16 protein-coding genes are annotated in these 18,729 nt (G+C 48.8%); 11 read left to right on the top strand and 5 right to left on the bottom strand.

The window, feature by feature from the left end; translation table 11 throughout:
* The first annotated feature begins 100 nt into the window (after positions 1 to 100).
* From ACO08K_RS06660 to ACO08K_RS06640, 5 genes are all read left to right on the top strand, one after another.
* Entirely contained in the window at positions 101 to 850 is a 750-nt protein-coding gene (locus ACO08K_RS06660) for a DUF1080 domain-containing protein (RefSeq protein WP_320027524.1), read from the top strand.
* A 212-nt stretch (positions 851 to 1,062) separates the two neighbouring features.
* Positions 1,063 to 1,650 (top strand): c-type cytochrome, encoded by a 588-nt coding sequence (locus ACO08K_RS06655; RefSeq protein WP_421795607.1) that lies wholly within the window; start codon positions 1,063 to 1,065, stop codon positions 1,648 to 1,650.
* Positions 1,651 to 1,915: 265 nt separating this feature from the next.
* Positions 1,916 to 2,491, top strand: coding sequence for a DUF6992 family protein (locus ACO08K_RS06650; RefSeq protein ID WP_421795606.1), 576 nt, complete (start codon positions 1,916 to 1,918; stop codon positions 2,489 to 2,491).
* 137 nt (positions 2,492 to 2,628) lie between these two features.
* Complete coding sequence (locus tag ACO08K_RS06645; protein WP_421795605.1) at positions 2,629 to 3,147, top strand: glycine-rich domain-containing protein; 519 nt, start codon at positions 2,629 to 2,631, stop codon at positions 3,145 to 3,147.
* 132 nt (positions 3,148 to 3,279) lie between these two features.
* Positions 3,280 to 4,104: a hypothetical protein gene (locus tag ACO08K_RS06640; protein WP_421795604.1), complete on the top strand. Its 825-nt coding sequence runs from the start codon at positions 3,280 to 3,282 to the stop codon at positions 4,102 to 4,104.
* On the opposite strand, the gene ACO08K_RS06635 is transcribed toward ACO08K_RS06640, so the two are convergent.
* Entirely contained in the window at positions 4,101 to 5,984 is a 1,884-nt protein-coding gene (locus tag ACO08K_RS06635; RefSeq protein ID WP_421795603.1) for a helix-turn-helix domain-containing protein, read from the bottom strand. The genes ACO08K_RS06640 and ACO08K_RS06635 overlap by 4 nt on opposite strands.
* A 196-nt stretch (positions 5,985 to 6,180) precedes the next feature.
* Here ACO08K_RS06635 and ACO08K_RS06630 point away from each other — a divergent pair, with 196 nt between their 5' ends.
* From ACO08K_RS06630 to ACO08K_RS06620, 3 genes are all read left to right on the top strand, one after another.
* Positions 6,181 to 6,669: a hypothetical protein gene (locus ACO08K_RS06630; RefSeq protein WP_421795602.1), complete on the top strand. Its 489-nt coding sequence runs from the start codon at positions 6,181 to 6,183 to the stop codon at positions 6,667 to 6,669.
* 35 nt (positions 6,670 to 6,704) lie between these two features.
* Complete coding sequence (locus ACO08K_RS06625) at positions 6,705 to 8,096, top strand: phosphatase PAP2 family protein (protein ID WP_421795601.1); 1,392 nt, start codon at positions 6,705 to 6,707, stop codon at positions 8,094 to 8,096.
* A 131-nt stretch (positions 8,097 to 8,227) separates the two neighbouring features.
* Positions 8,228 to 8,944 carry a Crp/Fnr family transcriptional regulator gene (locus tag ACO08K_RS06620; protein WP_421795600.1) on the top strand — a complete coding sequence of 239 codons (717 nt, stop codon included), beginning with the start codon at positions 8,228 to 8,230 and terminating at the stop codon, positions 8,942 to 8,944.
* Between the two features lie 136 nt (positions 8,945 to 9,080).
* Here ACO08K_RS06620 and ACO08K_RS06615 read toward each other — a convergent pair whose 3' ends face one another.
* The 3 genes from ACO08K_RS06615 to ACO08K_RS06605 form a co-directional block, all read right to left on the bottom strand.
* Entirely contained in the window at positions 9,081 to 11,669 is a 2,589-nt protein-coding gene (locus ACO08K_RS06615; protein ID WP_421795599.1) for a M14 family metallopeptidase, read from the bottom strand.
* Positions 11,670 to 11,872: 203 nt separating this feature from the next.
* Positions 11,873 to 12,226: a hypothetical protein gene (locus ACO08K_RS06610; protein ID WP_421795598.1), complete on the bottom strand. Its 354-nt coding sequence runs from the start codon at positions 12,224 to 12,226 to the stop codon at positions 11,873 to 11,875.
* 218 nt (positions 12,227 to 12,444) lie between these two features.
* Positions 12,445 to 13,128, bottom strand: a complete 684-nt coding sequence (locus tag ACO08K_RS06605; protein WP_421795597.1) for a hypothetical protein — start codon at positions 13,126 to 13,128, stop codon at positions 12,445 to 12,447.
* 121 nt (positions 13,129 to 13,249) lie between these two features.
* On the opposite strand from ACO08K_RS06605, the gene ACO08K_RS06600 reads away from it, so the two are divergent.
* From ACO08K_RS06600 to ACO08K_RS06590, 3 genes are all read left to right on the top strand, one after another.
* Entirely contained in the window at positions 13,250 to 14,242 is a 993-nt protein-coding gene (locus ACO08K_RS06600; protein WP_421795596.1) for a DUF2279 domain-containing protein, read from the top strand.
* Positions 14,243 to 14,385: 143 nt separating this feature from the next.
* Positions 14,386 to 16,422: a glycoside hydrolase family 65 protein gene (locus ACO08K_RS06595; protein WP_421798296.1), complete on the top strand. Its 2,037-nt coding sequence runs from the start codon at positions 14,386 to 14,388 to the stop codon at positions 16,420 to 16,422.
* Between the two features lie 105 nt (positions 16,423 to 16,527).
* Positions 16,528 to 17,862, top strand: coding sequence for a vanadium-dependent haloperoxidase (locus tag ACO08K_RS06590; protein WP_421795595.1), 1,335 nt, complete (start codon positions 16,528 to 16,530; stop codon positions 17,860 to 17,862).
* A gap of 100 nt (positions 17,863 to 17,962) precedes the next feature.
* Here ACO08K_RS06590 and ACO08K_RS06585 read toward each other — a convergent pair whose 3' ends face one another.
* Complete coding sequence (locus ACO08K_RS06585; protein ID WP_421795594.1) at positions 17,963 to 18,709, bottom strand: acyl-[acyl-carrier-protein] thioesterase; 747 nt, start codon at positions 18,707 to 18,709, stop codon at positions 17,963 to 17,965.
* Positions 18,710 to 18,729 lie beyond the last annotated feature (20 nt).

Raw genomic sequence — 18,729 nt, 5'->3', positions numbered from 1 at the left:
TTTTGTTAATCTAGCAGCTCGAAAGACTTTATGCAAACAAGGTTGCAGCACATAAAGTCTAATTATAAACAAACGTCATAGAACTCAAAAAACAACAACAATGACCAGACTTTTTTCAATGCTAGTTTGTTTCCTGGGGCTGAGTGTAGTGGCCCTGGCTCAAATTGCGCCAAACCAACAGCCTAAGCCTGAGCTTACCGAAGTATGGGAACCAGAGCCCCGCGTGGTGACACCTGGCGCAATGGCCAAACCACCATCAGATGCCATTGTTTTATTTGACGGCAAAAACCTGGATGAGTGGGTCGCTGCTGCGGACGGCAAACCTGCGGGCTGGAAAACCGACGGTACTGCCATGACCGTAGTCAAAGGTACTGGCGCTATTCGTACCAAAAAAGAATTTGGCGACATCCAGTTGCACATCGAATTTCGCCCACCAGCAGTGGTGGAAGGTAATGGCCAGGGACGTGGCAACAGCGGGGTCTTTTTGCAAGGCCGCTACGAGTTGCAGGTTTTGGACAGCTACAAAAACCGCACCTACTCCAATGGCCAGGCTGGCTCGATTTACAAACAATCCATGCCATTGGTGAACGCCTGTTTGCCTCCAGGTGAGTGGCAAACCTACGACGTAATTTACACTGCCCCTCGCTTCAACGCAGATGGCATCAAAATTACTCCGGCGTACATTACCGTAATCCAAAACGGTGTGCTGGTGCAAAACCATACCGAAATCCGCGGCACCACCGAATACATCGGCATGCCCAAAAACGTGGCCCACGGCAAAGGCCCACTGGAATTGCAGGATCACGGCAACCCAACCAGTTTCCGCAACGTGTGGGTCCGCGAACTGTAGGGATAACCCTGTGTGGTTATCCCTACGGCAACCACACAGGATTGCCGCCACGTTGTTTCTCCTGCGCAAGGGCAACCACGTAGGGTTGCCCCAACGATAGCCCGGAAATGGCATCCAATTCATTTTGGATGCCATTTCCATTTTTCCAAAAAAATTCCCCTGCCTGCCACCTCCCTCCGCTCCCCGCTGTCTAACCCCCAAAACACCTAAAAATGAAACCGTACTCAATTGTACTGCTGCTTTGCGCCAGCCTACTTGCGCTATTGTGGTGCACCCCCGACGTCAAAACTGACCTGGTAGAAGTCAAAGCGCCCACCCAGGCCGAACTGGTCAAACGAGGTGAATACCTGGTGTCCATCAGTGGTTGTGACGATTGCCACACGCCCAAAGTGATGGGACCAAACGGACCAGAATTGGACATGAAGCGCCGCCTTTCCGGCCACCCACGCGAAATGCCCTTGCCCAAAGTGACCAATCCAGAAATGGCCAAACCCGGCGAATGGGTTTTGTTTGGCCCGATGTTGACGGCTGCTGTTGGCCCGTGGGGGACTTCCTTTGCGGCCAACCTTACCCCCGATGACACCGGGATCGGCAGCTGGGATTACAAGCAATTTGAAAAGTGTATCCGCGAAGGCAAATCCAAAGGGATGGACGGTACCCGCCCGTTGTTGCCACCAATGCCTTGGTTCAACTTTGCGAAGATGAGTGATGAGGATTTACAGGCGGTATTTGCGTATTTGAAGTCTTTGCCAGCGGTGAATAACGCGGTACCGAATCCGATTCCGCCAGGGAAGAGTTGAGGAATAACCAAAGCGACACATTTTAGCACAAAGGACACCAAGGGGGGCACAAAGAGCACAAAGAATTCGTCAACGTCTAACTTTGTGCCCTTTGTGCCTTCCATTGTGTCCTTTGTGCTAAAAAATGCCGCTTTTGTTTTTGACCAAACAAAATCATTTATGGTCTTTCTAATAAAGCCCTCAGTACCAACAAAATCATTGTGATTTACTACGAAAAATCACTGCAAGAACTTTGCGGCCGCCCGATTTTTGCCTCAAAAAGCACATGAAACTCCACCATACCCGCTACCTCATCTCTGCTTTTACCACTCCACTCCACTTGAATGAACCCTTTGATGAAATCGTGGATTTCGACCGTCGGTTTCGGGGTATCCTGCGCCGCCATTTGGCCATTCTGGCCTGGTGGAGCATTTTGAACATCCTGTTTGGCCTCCTGGCCTTGTTGTTTCTGCACGGTCAATTGTACTATTTTGCGATGATGAACATGGTTTGGGGGCTGATCAACTTGCTTGTCGCCATGCTGATTTTTTACCATGCTGTTTTTCGCCACTTTCAAAAAGGCAATGCTTTTGAACGTTTTGAGGCCCAACGGCACGTGGAAAAGATTCTTTTGCTCAATATAGGCCTGGATTTTGCCTATTGTTTCATTGGCTTGTTGCTGCGTGACCATGGCCTGATTGATGGAATAAATCTCCCTGATTTATGGTGTGGATTTGGCTGGGCGGTAATTGTGCAAGGGATTTTTTTGTTCAGTCAGGATGTGTGGGTATATCGATTACACGCGGCCAATTTTGAGAAAGCAGCACCGTTTTTGCGGGAAGTAATCATGGAGGAAGATTAATCGATAAGCATTTTCATCGGGTAATTACTATCATATCCCTTTAATCCGATCATTTTAATCGAAAATAACTTAGACTTAAAGTGCAATTCTAGCATAAAGCGAGCCAATCGACGTAGTTTTAGGGTAAACTCGTGCCAATGAATCCAGTTCAGCAAGCCTTATGGGAAAAAATCCTGCACTTTGAACTCAACGACCCGCAGTCTGCGTTCCCTTTTGTGCAGCGCCTCGCTTTGGAGAATGGCTGGAAATTGGACTTTGCCTTTCGGGCCATTCTGGAATACAAGCGATTTATGTACCTCTGTTGTGTAGCACCTAGCCCCATGACGCCCTCCGATGAGGTGGATCAGGTGTGGCATTTGCACTTGATTTACACCCGTTCTTATTGGCACGATTTCTGCCGTGACACCCTGCAGCGCGAGATCCACCATGGCCCCACCAAAGGGGGAAAGACCGAGGACACCAAATACAACGACTGTTACAGCAATACCCTGAAATTGTACGAAGAGCACTTTACACAAGTGCCACCCGCCGATTTGTGGCCACCTGCTGAAATCCGTTTTGCACCACTGAATTTTCGTCGAATCAATTTGAATCAATATTGGCTACTCCCTAAGAAGCCGTTTGAGTTGATGTCGCGAAAGCGAAAAGGAGGCTAATTGAAGTCAAATGAGGCACGAAAAGCGGAGTTTAGCAGCGCTAAATGAGCATTTTCGGAACGAAATTTGACTTCAATTAGACCCTTTGCAGCTCGCGACATCAACTCAAACAGCTTCTACAATCTTCAAAAAATGATACCAGACATCAAACAACTTTCGCCCGCTGAACTGCTCTTTTTGCAACAACCCAACCGCCTGTATGGCCGACAAATGATGCGGGTAACCCTCCTTGACTTGATCATGAAGGAGGTCTTACAAGTTCATAGTGTAGAACCCGGGGCGGCAAAACCCGTTTATTATTTGACCACCGGGCCGTATTTTGTCCAATACCCACCACTGGTGCACGAAGAGCCATTTTTACTGCCCTTTCAAACCGGAGAGCAAAAAGTGGAAATGACTTTGCTGATCAACTTGGTGGCTCAAAAAACAAAATCCTATTACGGCTACCAATACAATTTTGTGCGTAAAACGCCCAAGATTCAATCCATTATGCCGGCCAGTTTTTGGAATGCCTTTCACAGCTTTCCGCTGACTACCGAAGGCAAAGAGTTGCGCAGAGACCTTAAACAACGCCTCTTGGAAGGCCAGCAAACCGTAGCCGCTTCCTTGAAGCAAGACCAATCAGATTTGGCCCAATTGCCCGCCTTATTGGGTTCTGGACTTCTGCTGATCGGTAGTTTAGAGCAAACCCTCAGAGGCGGGACTTATACCGAAAGTTGGTTGAATGAACTCACCAGCGCTTACGAACCCCTGGGCCGATTGTTCAACCGGGAAGACAAGGATGGAGGTATAATTGGTGGCTGTGGGGCATTTGCAGGCGTAAGCGACTCCTTTGGCGGTTGTGGCAGTGGTGGCTGTAGCGGCAGCGGATGCAGCGGCGGCTCTGGTTGCAGTGGAGGAAGTGGCTGTGGTGGCGGCGGCGGTTGCGGAGGAGGAGGTGGTTGTGGTGGAGGTTAAGCCTTCACCGATTGAAAAAATTCACTCGGCGATTGGTTGGTGATTTTTTTAAAAGAACGATTAAACGCCGTTTTGGAATTGAACCCTACCTCAAAAGCAATGCTCAACAAGGTGTAATGCTGGAAATGGGGATCTTCCATCCGGCGTTTGAATTCCTCAATCCGATAGGTGTTGATGAAATCAAAAAAGTTGACATCGTAGCCCTCGTTGATCACTTTGGACAACAAATAGGGCGGCATTTTGAGCATACTGGCCAATTCATTGAGGGTGAGTTTGGGGTTGGTAAAGGGTTTGTGTTGGGTCATGTAGGCCTCCAGTTGCTGCTTGAGGCGTTGCAAATTTTCGTCGCTGAGTTCTTCACTCTTTTTCTCGCTCAAATGGCCCGCTTTCACCTCTTCTATGGGAATTTCCGGAATGGTATTGAACAGGGAAACGGGTTGGGCCACTTTAAAAATCTCCGGTTGATGAATGGCAAAATAACCCAGAAGGTGGGGAATGATGGAAAAAATCAGCCAGATCAGATCCGCACTTTTTTCGGTAAACAACCAAATTTCATTGTTGCTGAGAAAACCAATCCCGGCAACCACCAAGGTGAAAGCCCAAAGCAATAAACAAACGCCCATGATGATCAAGACGGTGAGCAAAAAATGTAGGTTTTCCTCGAAAGAATAACTGCGTTGAGACTGTTTGCGGTAGCCCTGAATGGCATGTAGTGAGAGGTAGGTATAAAATGCGTTGGAAAACCAGCCGAAAACGGCCACCGCATTTACAGCCCACCAGCCCTGGGCATCGTGGCTCACTACATCTACTTTGAGGGCGGCTACTTCCGCCAAGAAGAAAGGCGTATAGGCAAAAATTTGCAACGAACTGGGAATAAAATGCAGCAATACCCGGGCAGAAAATTGATCACTTTGGAACAGTAGTCGCCGCACGTACAGGTAAAAAGCTGGAGGGTAGGCCAGCAGCAAAAAGTCAGGCACAAACTGCAAAAAAGGAAAAATTTGCGCAATGTCCCGCTGATTGCCCAGGGTACGAATCAAGAGAATGGAGGATACAAAAAACAGCAAAAAGACCAGCCAGCGATTGGCCTTGCGGTTAAAATCCTGAATGGTGGGGATGGCCAAAACCAGCAAAAAGCCTTGCAAGGCGGCAAACAATATGATGATGTCGTACCAGGCAAAAGCCAACAAATTGCCCGACCCGGATAGGTCTTCCCAGGTGGCAATTTCAAACTCGAGGGGTTGATTGGCCTTGATTTGACTGCGGAACAAAACCCGGTTGGGCCGCATGCGCCCATTTTCCTGCCCTTCTACCGAAGCCCAGGTGCCGCGGGTGAACTTGAATTCAATGCGCTCCAGTTCGGTGGAAAAATTGACGCGGTAAGTACCATTGGGCTGGCGGTACAGGCGATGTGCTTCATCGCGTGGATTCCAGTTGTTGAAGTTACCGACAAGGTAGAGGGTGGCATCGTGGGGCGTGTTGGTCGGGATTTGTTTGATGACCATTTGGTAAAAAGCCCGTTTTTCCCAGCCCACTACCTCGATTTGGACAAGTTGTTGCTGTGGCGAAAAATCGTACTTGCGGCTGGGCATAAAGGTACCCGTGGAATCTCCTTCTACGTAGGCCCAACTTCCCTGGGTGATCTTGTACTCAAAATGTAGGAGTTCCTGATCCAGTTCAATGTAATACAGCTTAGGGGATTGTTGGCTGAGCTTGAATACGGGGTCTCCCGGATTCCAATTGTTGAAACTTGCGGCCAAATACAAACCTGACTCCGGCAAGGGTAGGGGAGCACTAACCCTCACCTCAAGGCGGATTTTGCCGTACACAAAAGCACTACAACTCAGCAATAGAAGGGTTAGGAAGCCTACTCTTTTCATAGTTGGGACTGTTGAGCGAAAGATAGGGAATTGTTGGGGCAATTAAAATACTCACATTACGTAGGCTGACAATAAAAAAATGCAATGTTTGACTTTTGTCAAACATTATCTCCCGGGATCTTCCAATCTTTGTTTTACCTCCCTTACGAAGCAATTTGCATTAAAAAATCAATTGTATTTTCTGGATCAATTTCCCATGAAGAAGTACGCTAACTCCATGGTAGCCATTGCTTTGCTAGGCACCATGCTCACACTCTTTGCTTGTACTACGAGCAACCCAAAAGAAGCTTTGTTGCAACAGGCTCTGGCCCTGGAGCAGCGCCATTGCCAACTCAATGCCAGTATCGACAGCTTGTGGGATGCTACCGCGGCTCAACTCAAAAGCGCCATGCCTGCTGATTTTCCAGCCATTGATCGGGATATCTTTTTAAAAGCCCGCAATGCCAACCACATTCGTATGTTCATGTCCTTCAAACAGTTGGATTCCAAGTGTCAAGCACTGGTCAATCAGGCCGGGCAATACGATGAGGTGCTAGCTGCCAAAGTCTACCACCTAATGGCGGAGAAGCAACAATTCGAAGCGCAAAAAAATCAATTCCTACAACAATTGGCCAAAAAAGACCTGGCGGGCAGTCAGGCTTTTGCCCAAAAAATCCGTGAGGCTACTACATACACTTGCTTGTAATTTTTTTCTCTAACTCTATAAAAATTAATCATCTCATGCAAAAAATGCCACACGCTTTTGCAAAATGGTTCGTCATGGCCGTTTTGGGGCTGGCCTTGTTTTCAGCCTGCCAACGCGAGAATGAACCCTCCATTTTACCGTTAACCGAGCTTACCGAGTCTTATGACCACGAAGTGGTGCTCAAATGGAACAACCTCTTGTTGGAAGTTGAACGTTTTACGCCGGGGTATTTGCCTCCGGTTTCTGCACGGTCTTTTGCCTACATCGGCTTGGCCGTTTACGAAACAGCAGTACCTGGAATGCCGGATTACAAGTCTTTGGGTAACTATTACAGCGGGTTGAAGTTGCCTGGGATAGATGCCAGCAAAAGTTACCACTACCCCGCAGCATTGAACAGCGCTTATGCTACGATGATTGAAAAGTTGTACCCCACGGTTCCTGCTGCCCAACTCTCTCAGGTGATTGCATTGGAAAACTACTTCAACAAAAAGTACGAAGCCGAACTCAGCCCTGAATTGTACGGGAACTCCACGGCCTGGGGCAAATCGGTAGCCAATGCGGTGTATACCTGGTCACAAACAGATCCTGCAGGCCATGATGGCTACAAACACAACACTGACCCCAACTACGTGCCACCCAGTGGCCCCGGACTTTGGCAGCCTACCTATCCCAATTATGGCGCCGCATTGTTGCCACATTGGGGGGATGTGCGGACTTTTGCTGCTACCAACGACGACAAATGTAAAGCCCCCCTTCCCTACAGCAAGGATGAGAGCAGCGAGTTTTACACCCAGGCCAAGGAAACCGAAAACAAGGTGAACCTGATCCGAAAAGGGCAAAACTACGAGGACAAGTGGATCGCCGAGTTTTGGAGCGACGATTGTGCGGCGCTCACCTTTAGCCCAGCCGGTCGCTGGATTGCCATTGCCAACCAGGCTATGGAAAGCGCCGATGCCAACCTTGAAAAAGCAGTAGTTGTAACCGCGAAAGTAGGCATGGCCGTATGTGATGCGGGGATACGAGCCTGGGGCGAAAAATACCGATACAATACCCTTCGCCCGGTTGATTACATTCAGGGCGAAATGGGGCACAAGCAGTGGAATTCAATCATGTGCCCCGATGGCGCAGGGCAGTTTTTTACTCCGGCTTTTCCAACTTATCCTTCCGGGCACGGCACTTTTGGTGCGGCGGCGGCAGAGGTGCTAACGGCTGAGTTTGGCAACAATTTTGCCATGACCGACCAATGCCACAGAAACCGGGTAGAATTCATTGGCACACCCCGCTCATTCCATAGTTTTTATGAAATGGCGCAGGAAAATGCCTATTCCCGTTTGCCAATCGGTGTGCATTTCCGCATGGATTCAGAAGCTGCGCTGGATTTAGGGTTTAAGGTGGGCCGCCGGGTCAATAAGTTGCCTTGGAAATAGCCCTTGAAGTGATTTTTGATCAGTTTTAATAGATACCCTTGGTATGAGTCACCACCATTGTTTGGGGTGACTCATTTTTTGTTTACCTTTAGAAATTAACCATCAGTTTTAGAAAAACGCAACCGAATGTGATGACTGATCAGAACCTGCGCATGGCCCGGGTTACTCAGCCCTACCTTTTTCAGAATCATTTTATTTTGACCGATCTCCCGGTTAAAGACCTGGCGGTATTGCAGGAACAAGTCATACCTGAGGCCAAAAAACGCGGCGAGGTGCTGTTTCGACAAGGGGGCTACCCCAAAGGTGCCTTCTGGCTGATCAGCGGGAAAGCCAAAATATTCCAGGAAACCTCGGATGGTCAGCGCCAAACTCATTACATCTATTCCAACGGCGACCTCATCGCTTACCGCCAACTCATTGCCGAAGAAGTCCATCCCGTATCTGCTACCTTGTTGGAGGATTCCACGGTAGGCTTTATTTCCGCCGAAGTTTTTCGGGGGCTGCTGAACAACTCCCCTTTTTTTGCCCGCAATATCCTCACTGCCTTGGCGCGGGAATTCACTGTGTGGATGAACCGGATGACGGTTTTTACCCAATTTTCGGTGCGCAATCGAATCATCCTGGCCTTGCTCATCCTGCACGAGCAATACCGTTTGTCGGGCTCGCCATCTGGAGTCGTTACCATGACCAGGAGTGAACTAGCCGAGTACGTAGGCGCATCATTAGAAACGGTTGTGCGCGGCTTGAATCATTTGAAAGGACAGGACTTGGTGCGGATTCATGGGCGGCGGATTGTGCTGCCGAATTTGACTGGTTTACTGGAGATTTTGCACTTGGAGGAAAATTGAGAGAATACGCCAAACGTTATGAAATAATGCGAATAACTACTAAGGTGCTTCTTGAGTGTCCTAGGTTTCTTAGGTGGTGAAAAGAAAAAAAATTCTCACCACCTAAGAATCCTAAGGCACTATAGGTCCACCTTAGTTACTCCCTCCGCTCCGACTCCAATCCTGCCCCACTCACCAAATTCCCGAAAAACACCGCATTCAGGAACAAACGATTTGTCCCATACCAATGCGCCCGGAAATTTGGATTGTCCGCCATATAAATCACCCGACCAGCGCCAGAACCACTCACCACAATCCCGGCAGTACCTTTCACAATATCTGTATACTTGTGGTTCAGGTAACCAGCCATCAATGGGTTGGCGGTGTAAACCAGCGGAGAAGCATAAGGATTTTTTGATTTTTCCATAAAAACCTCACCATCCCGGAATACCGGTATTTTGCTGCGCTTCAAACCAAAAGCCAGGGGGTGGCTCAGGTCCAATTCCGCCTCAAAAATCGTCCCAGGAATTTCCTGCGCACCCAGGTCATCGGCGATTTCACCATAAGGGCGGCGGCCAGTCGCGGCATCCGCATTTTTGAATTCCTTCATGGCTGTGAAGCCGATTCCCTGGCTCTTCAACCAGGTCACCGCGCGTTGGATGCCGATGATGGTACCACCTGCACTGACCCATTCTTTCAACTTGCTCACGCCACCCGCGCTGATCGTTTGGAAAGTGCCATCTCCCAGCACAATCACGTTGTAACGGCTGAGGTTGGAGCGGGCAATGTCATCGGCTTCTACTTTGGATACGACCATGTCGAAACGGGTATCCAACAGGTGCCAGGCTTCGCCCGCGGTGTTGGGCCCCATACCTTCACCCACCACAATCATCACCTTGGGTTGGCGCAGGGTAAGGAAATTGTTGCTCCCCAAATCGATGCCTTCGGTTGTGAAGCCCGTGTTAACCGCATCGATGGGCACATTTAGTTCTTTGACAATCGCCGTTACCCATTCGTGGATTTCAGCCGGGGTAGCGCTTTGATTTTGTACCGGAATCATCACCGTGCCCATATCGTACTTTTTACCCTGCAAGGTGATGGGCTGCATGCCAACCTTGGTGCGCAAGCCCTTGCTTTGCAAAAACTGCAATGCCCGTGGCGCGTAATAGTCCTCCCATGGCAGCATATAGGCGTAGTTGCTTTGTGCGGGTGGGGTGACAGGTGTACGTTCAGGTTTGGGACCCGTTATTTTTGCTCCCATTACATTGCCTGCGGTACCTTTTTTAGGCAAAGCAGCATAAGGCACATTGAAGGCCAGGGGCAAAGCCCAACTGGAAATGTCGTAAAAAATGCTGTCTTCAAAAGAGGTGGTGGTTTCAAAAATGCCCCGGATCAGGCGGTATTGTTTTTGTTCCAAAGGCACCACAAAGGCCTGATTGGGCTCAAAAGTTTTGCCATCTACAGTGATTTTACTACCCAAATGATACAGCTCGATATCCTGACGGCGAATGATTTCAAACAAGCGGTCGGTACGCGCCTGATCGTGGGGGTCGCCGAACACAAAACCCATGCGGCTGTCATTGCGGGCTTCCTGTATAGCTGATTGGAAGAAGTTTTTTTGGTGCTCCAACAACTCCTGCCTGAGCTCTACCGCCGCTTTTTGAGTAGACAAGGCAGTGCGCACCTGATTGCGAATGGTGAACGGAAAAGTGAGCAGACCATTAGCCGTTTCTTGCACATGGCCACGTGAACTGGCTTGTTCAAACAAGATTCCGATACAACCTTGGGCGTCGGGAAAAGTGGAACCCTTACCGTAATAAAAGTCGTCGTAGCCTTCCTGCGAAAAATACAAAGACCCAATCTCATCCAGGTATTTGGTGTGGTATTGACCAATTTTGATGGTCAACTCCTGGTTTTGTTTAGGGGTAATGGGATTGACCCGTGAAGGTACTCCTGGCATAAAGAAGAAAGAGGAGTTGGAACCCATTTCGTGGTGATCGGTCAGGATGTTGGGTTTCCATTCGTGAAAAATCTTGGCTCTACCCCGTGATTCAGGATGTGCCCCGGATAGCCAGTCGCGGTTGAGGTCAAACCAGTAGTGGTTGAAACGACCACCAGGCCAGACTTCGCTGTACTCCCTATCCTGAGGGTCAGCAGTGAGGTGGCGATTGCGGTGTTGGTTGGCCCAGGTAGAAAAACGGTGGAAACCATCGGGGTTGAAACAGGGATCAAAAATGATGATCACGTCGTTGAGCAGTTTTTCTATTTCCGGACCTTGTCCTGCTGCCAGGTAATAGGCCACCAAAGGGGCAGCGTTGCCCCCGCTAGACTCGTTGCCGTGGATGGAAAAACCCTGGTAAATCACCAATGGGGCTGTTTTTAAATCAACCCGATCGGATTCTGCCGGGTTGCTGACTTGCAGGTGTTTGGCCTTTAAATCTGCCAGATTTTGGTGATTGCGTTCGGAAGTAATCGCAATGTAAACCAAAGGGCGACCTTCATAGGTGCGGGCGAATTCCGTGAGTTTGAAACGGGGCGAAAGCTCGGCCAATTTGCGCATGTAGGCCAATTGTTGATCGTGGCTGATGTGCCATTCTCCGATCTGATACCCCAGATAGGCTTCAGGGGTGGGAATTTTAGGGTCGTAAGTAATCTGTGGAAGGTAATACGACAAGGGTTGTTTGTCCTGCGCAAAACCCAGGTATGAATACAGCAAACCCAGGATAAGTATCCATTTTTTGCTCATAATTTGGTTTGTTTAGAGGTTTTAAGATGAAAAAAAAGCGGCTAGTTTATCGCACACAAACTAACCGCTTCCAAAAACCAAAAATAACAAAACTCAAATGAGCAACATGGAATACTTAATGATTCAATAATGTCTGAGGGCTTTATGAAGATGATGAACCGCTCTTAGGCGACAGATAACTTGCTGCGCCAAAGCTCAATTCATCAATCAGCCGCAATTTTGGAACACAAAATCGAATGTTGATCCACAACCAACACCTGGCGCAGGCTGCCATTGCCTTGCTTCACGCGGAGGATGTAACGGCCTTTGGGCAGCTCATTCAAATTCAGGCGTGCGCTGTAGCCATTGTGGTCATTGATTACTTGTTCGTGGAAGGTTTCACGGCTGTCGAGGCTTTCCAGCGTGAGTACAGTCTTTTCCTTTTGTAAATTGGCCAGTTGAACAACGAGGGCGCGTTCATCCACTCGGGTGCTCAATAGTACATTCTCAATCGGCGGAGTAGCAAGCAGTTGCAGCATAGGCAAAGCTAGCGCTAAGGACATTAATAGACGCTTCATAATATCAGGTTTAAATGTTAAAAAGGGCAACGCCAAGGGTGAATTGGCGTTGCCATGTCGGGTAAACTTCTTATCAGCAAAGACGAGTGAGGAGGGAAAAGAGTTGCTCGAAAAAGTGTTAAAATTGGCTTTGCTAGATGAAAAGCCATTTTTTGGTGACCAAATGGCCAAATTTTGGTATGAAATTGTAAGAGCTGGTTTTGGGCTTTTCCAAATCCCTACTTTTTGACGAGCTCAAAGCGAAAACGCATCGACAACACCGTAGTTGAACTCAAAGGATTGCCCCGTTGGATGTCGTAAACATGCTCATAGCTGCCTTCTTCTACCATGCCATAGTAGTCCAGTTCTTTTTTGTCCAGCTCTTCGGCTTCGAGAACTTTCCCCAAGGTACAATTCATGATGCCCGCCATTTTTTCTGCTTTGCTGCGGGCTTTGGTGTACAGCTTTTCAAATAGGTTGACTTCATCATTTTGAACAGGAGGGTAGACTTTATCCCCAATATTGCCTTCCACATAAGTCAATTGCCGCAACAGAACCAACAGGTTGTCGAGCTCAGTTTTGTTTGCTACCTTGATTTTAAAAATTGAAAAAGTCATGTCTTCCTGAGTGATGGCGTAATTGTCATCCCGATTTATGGTGTATTTTACTTTATTGGTTTCCAGAAATTGTTTGAGCTGCGTTTCATTTTCTTTGATGCGAGAGCGCATAACTTTGCGCTGGGCGTCAAAATCGCGATCAAGGTCGTATTCTCCACTTTCAGGATTTACCCGCAGGTGGTATTCCATTGAAATAGGCTGGCGTTCCAGGGATTCACTTACTTTTACATCCAAATAGGTGGGTGATTGAGCATTGAGCCCGCTCACACAAGCAAAAAGGCAGAGCGACAGGATCAGTTTTTTCATGTTGCGTTAGGTATTGATGAGATTTGAAAAGACGTTTATTTTGCAGACGTTTAAGCATTGAAACTGTATAAACGAACTTTTGTACCAAAATTAATAAACAAGTACCCAAAAAATTACACTCATGCGAATTACCCTGATGCTAATTTTTTGTCTGGCGATCATCAATGGTTTTTCGCAGGAAAAAAAGGCATGGCAATGGCTGGAACCGGCCGATACTTTTAATGCGAAACGCGCCCGTTTGTTGGGAATTGGTGGAGCGGCAGCTTACGGTGTTGCATCGGTTGGGCTGTATTCCATTTGGTACCGGGATTACGAACTTGGACCTTTCCATTTTTTCAACGACAAATTTGGCAACAACGACGAATGGGAAAAGGTGGACAAAGCCGGGCACGTCATCACCGCTTATGCAGAAAGTTACCTGGCTTTTCAGGGCATGCGCTGGGCAGGGGTGAAGCACAAACCTGCGGTATGGATCGGCGCCGGTGTAGGTACTATTTTGCAGGGCACCGTTGAGGTAATGGATGGTTTTTCGGCGGGCTGGGGTTTTTCCAAAATGGACTTTTTGGCCAATACCATCGGAGTCACCGCATTTGCAACCCAGGAACTCTTGTGGAAAGAACAACGCATGATGCTCAAGGTGTCGAATACCCGGCCCAATTACCCCAGTACTTTGATTCCAGGTAGAAATGGGGGCCCACCTCTAACTGTGCGTCAAATTGCCCATGGCCTTTATGGAGACAATTACCTGGAGGCTTTTATCAAAGACTACAATGGCATGACCGTTTGGGCTTCGATCAATCCATCCTCTTTTTTAAACCTTCCCGAAACCAGTCGTTTCCCCCGCTGGCTCAATGTAGCGGTTGGCTTCGGAGCGGATGGCGTATTTGGCGCCTACGGCAACGTGTATACCAATGCCAATGATAGCTATGGCCTAACCAATATCCCTCGGGAAAAGGAGTATTACCTCTCTTTCGATGTTGATTTGCGTCGGATTCGGACCCGCAGCCCGCTATTGCGTACGGTTTTCCAAGGCTTATCCTTTATCAAAATACCTGCTCCAACGCTGGAAATGAGTTCGATAGGCAAGCCAAAGTTTCATTTTTTTTATTGGTAAAAAATGTCGTGGGACCAGCAACAGGAGTTACTTCTCGACAAGGTGATTAAAATTACCCTAGTCAGCTAAAGGATTTATTTTAGATTTGCTGATTCCCGAATTTTAGCCCAATTAATTTTTTATGGGCCCAATAAAATGAAATGATGAAACGATTAGCACTTTTTTTGTTCTGCACTGGACTCGGTCACCTGGCCTGGTCCCAAAATCTGGCCGATTCGCCTTGGCATGTTCAAGCCCGAGACATTAATCCAAGCAAATACTTTGGTGTAACTGTCGCCAACGGGATGGTCGGTTTGGTCTCTTCGCCTGAGCCCATGCGCGTCAAAGACGTGGTGCTCAACGGAGTATACGATTATTATCAGCGGGGCAGGGTGTCCAACATCCTCAAGACCTTCAACCACATCAACATGAACCTGGATGTGGATGGCCGCCGGATGGGTCGCGCCGACATCAGCAATTACCAGCAAACCTTGGACATGCAAAAGGCGGAGCTGAGCACTACTTTTGAAGTGGGGGACAAGCTTAGCGTCAAACACACTTTGATGTCCTTGCGCCACTTGCCTTTTACCGCCATGAGCATCGTGGAATTTCGGGCCAAAAAGGACGTCACCATCACCCCGATGAGTGTCATCGAAGCGCCTGATCACCTCAGCGATGTCCGCAATTACTACAGCGAAATCGACCGGCCCCACGTCACCATTCCTTTGATGACCTCTGTGGCCAACAGCCCAAGTGGCAAACTCAAGGTGGCAGCATCCACCAGTTTTGTTTTTGAGGAAGCCCACGGACAGGAGCCCCGAATCATCCATGAGGACTGGGACTACAACATGCACCTGGCGAAGTTTTCAAAAAAACTCAAAGCAGGTGAAACCTATCGTTTTGCCCTGGTGGGTTCAGCGGTATCCTCCGCCCATTTTCAGGACCCTCAAAACGAAGCGGAACGCCTCACCATTTTTGCTAAACTGGAAGGGACTGCCCGTTTGCTGAAACGCCATGAAGCAGAATGGGCCAAATTGTGGGAAAGCGACATCATCATCGAAGGAGACCTGGAATCCCAACGGGCAGTGCGCTTTGCCGTATATCACCTCTATTCCTTTGCGCGGGAGGGGACTGCCTACAGCCTTTCGCCAATGGGTTTGTCGGGTTTGGGCTACAACGGACACGTATTTTGGGATACCGAATTGTGGATGTATCCTCCTGTGTTGATGTTGCAACCAAGCATCGCCCGTTCTTTGCTTGATTACCGCTTTGAACGCCTGGAAGCGGCCAAACGCAACGCTTTTTCACACGGTTACAAAGGGGCAATGTACCCTTGGGAGTCCAGCGCGGATGGATCCGAAGACACACCTGTGTGGGCACTTACTGGCCCTTTTCAGCACCACATCACTGGGGATATCGCCTGGGCCAACTGGAAATACTACCAGGTGACCAAAGACAAACTCTGGTTGCGCGAACGGGGTTGGCCAGTGATCAAGGCTGCTGCCGAGTTTTGGGCCAGTCGGGTAGAACGCAATGGCCCTGGCAAATACGACATCAACAACGTCATCGGTGCCAACGAATGGCAGGAGAACATCGACAATAATGCCTTTACGAATGGAATGGCCATTACTTCTCTGCGCATTGCTACCCAGGCCGCAAAAGAGCTGGGCTTGCCGGCGGACCCAGATTGGGAACATGTGGCTCAAAACATTCCGATTCTCAAATTCCCGGACGGCACCACCAAAGAGAATGCCACCTACGATGGTGCCATAATCAAACAGGCGGACGTGAATTTGTTGTCCTTTCCACTGGACATCGTCAAGGATGAAGCCAGCATTCGTAAAGATTTGACCTACTACGAACCCCGCATGGCTCCCGATGGCCCTGCGATGGGTGGATCAGTATTGGCAGCCCTTTACGGTCGTTTGGGCGATGCCGAAAAGGCTTATCAGATGTTCAAAAAAAGCTACCAACCCAACCAGGTGCCTCCTTTTGGGGTATTGGCAGAAACGGCGGGCGGGAATAATCCCTATTTTGCCACTGGTGCCGGGGGAATGTTGCAAGCCATCCTGGCGGGCCTTGGCGGCCTGGACATCAATGATCAGGGTATTGTACAACTAAAAACAAAACTGCCAAAGGCCTGGAAGTCGTTGACATTGAAAGGAGTTGGGGTGGAAAAAAAGACCTTTGTGGTCAAATAAATAAGGTTTCAAAGTTCCATCCGGTCACTGAGCGTAGTCGAAGTGCCGGATGGAACTTTGGAAGCCTGTAATTCTAGAACTTGGGACTTGGAAACTTACTTAAACATGAAACATACTTACGTTTTGTTGTGCAGTCTTGCACTCGGATTGTTGGCCTGTCAAAAAGACTACGACCAGGCCGAAGCCGAAAACCCCGAGTACCTACACCGCTCGGTTTACGCTTTGAATGAAATCATCATTCACGATATTTTTTCGCCACCCGTGGCTAGCCGGATTTATGCGTATTCCAGTTTGGCCGGTTTCGAAGCCGGACGTCATGCCGATTCAACTACTCAGTCCTTGGCAGGGCAAATCCCTTGGCTGACTCAACTCCCGCAACCGGAAGCAGGCCAGGAGTATTGTTTCCCATTAGCTGGCGTACATGCCTTTTTAACCGTGGGCAAAGCCTTGACCTTTTCCGAAGACATGATGGATGAGTTTCGGGAAGGGCTTTATGCAGAATGGAAGAAAAAATCGGGTATCCGTAAGGACGTATTCGAACGCTCGATTGCCTACGGTACAGCCGTTGGTCAGGCCGTGATGGAGCATACCAAAAAAGACAATTACAAAGAAACTCGGACTTTTCCAAAGTTCACAGTGGATGAAAGTGACCCTGCACGTTGGCAACCTACTCCGCCTGACTACAAGGATGCTGCCGAGCCGCATTGGAGCAAAATCCGGCCTTTTACCCTGGATTCGGCAGGCCAGTTTTTGCCGCCCCCTCCACCCAAATTTGACACCACTAAAGGCAGTTTGTTTTACAAAACGGTAGAAGAGGTACTTCATGCGCTGGATGGAGCTGATCGTGCAGAGCGTGAGGAAATCGCCTATTTCTGGGACGACAACCCCTTTGTGTCTCACCATGCGGGTCACGTGATGTTTGCGGATAAAAAAGTAACCCCAGGTGGGCACTGGATGAACATTGCCATGTTGGCCTCACGGATGGAAAAGGCGGATTACGTTAAATCTTCGGAAGCCTACTTGTACACCGCCATTGGTCTGCTGGAAGGCTTCATTAGTTGTTGGCACGCCAAGTACCACTACAACCTGGTACGCCCTGAAACCTACATCAACAAGTACATCAACCAGGACTGGCGGCCTTTCCTGCAAACGCCCGCATTCCCGGAACATACCAGCGGGCATAGTGTGATTTCGCGGGCTTCTTCTGAAGGTTTGACATACCTCTACGGCGACAACTTCGCCTTTAAGGATACCACCAATGTCGAATATGGGCGCACAGCTCGAAGCTTCAAGTCTTTCATTCAGGCATCGGATGAGGCGAGCATCAGCCGTTTGTATGGTGGGATTCACTACTTGCCTGCGCTGGATCTGGGCGCTGAGCAAGGAAGGAAGGTTGGATTGTGGATTCAACAGAAGATTCGGACGAGGAGAAAGGAGTAAATGAGTGATAAGTGAAAAGTGATGAGTGATGAATTGGATTATCACTCATCACTATAATATGCAGCTTCAAGGTTCCTAAAGCTTATTGTTAGTGTTTGATTTATTCCCAAATTGTACGAGCCGTCGCCAAAACCTTTTGGTCACCTTGCCGAACCAAACGATGTAGAAATACAGTTTCCTCCACTTGCTGAAACTCCGAATCAATCTCATCCTTTAAATTCCCTTCTGCCAAAAAAAGCAAATCCATCCGCTTGATTTGCTGCTTGCCCAAGACCTCAACAGGGGTGGCTTCCAGCATCCACTTGACAAAATGGACATTATTAAGGTGATTGATAAAATCCAGATCATACCAACCCACGCGATACGAATTATCTTGTAATGGTTCTTTCATCGCTGGCAGCTGATCCAGCGCATGCGGCAAACAACTTTCACTAGGCGGAAAATACCCCGAAAAACGCGCCAGCAACTCCGGAGGGATACGGCTCATCTGCCGGGTTTCGGTATTCATCAACAACCAGGTCGTACAGGCGCTGGCAATTTGTTCTCCCGCTTCATCATACACCCGAAAATCCCGGTAAGTAAACACCCGGTCGGCACCAGTAGGGTAGGAGTGGATGGAGATTTTTTCCCCCAGCAGTGGGCGGCGCTGCACTTCGATGCGTTTGCGGATGAGCACCCAAGCCAATTTATACTCCTCCAGATCCCAGACCGAAATTTTCAGATCGAGCACTTGTTGCATGGCCGTTTCTTGCATCAGGCGCACCAATGCTGGGATGGTCAGCTGCTTGTGGCAATCGATGTCGAAGGTGCGGATGGTATAAGATTCGAGTTGTGGTAGTGGGTTCATGGGCTAAAGATAAAGGATGT

The sequence above is a fragment of the Haliscomenobacter sp. genome, from assembly GCF_965225875.1.
Taxonomy (GTDB): domain Bacteria; phylum Bacteroidota; class Bacteroidia; order Chitinophagales; family Saprospiraceae; genus Haliscomenobacter.
The sequence above is the reverse complement of the archived record's forward strand: the minus strand, read 5'-3'. Positions and strand labels throughout refer to the sequence as shown.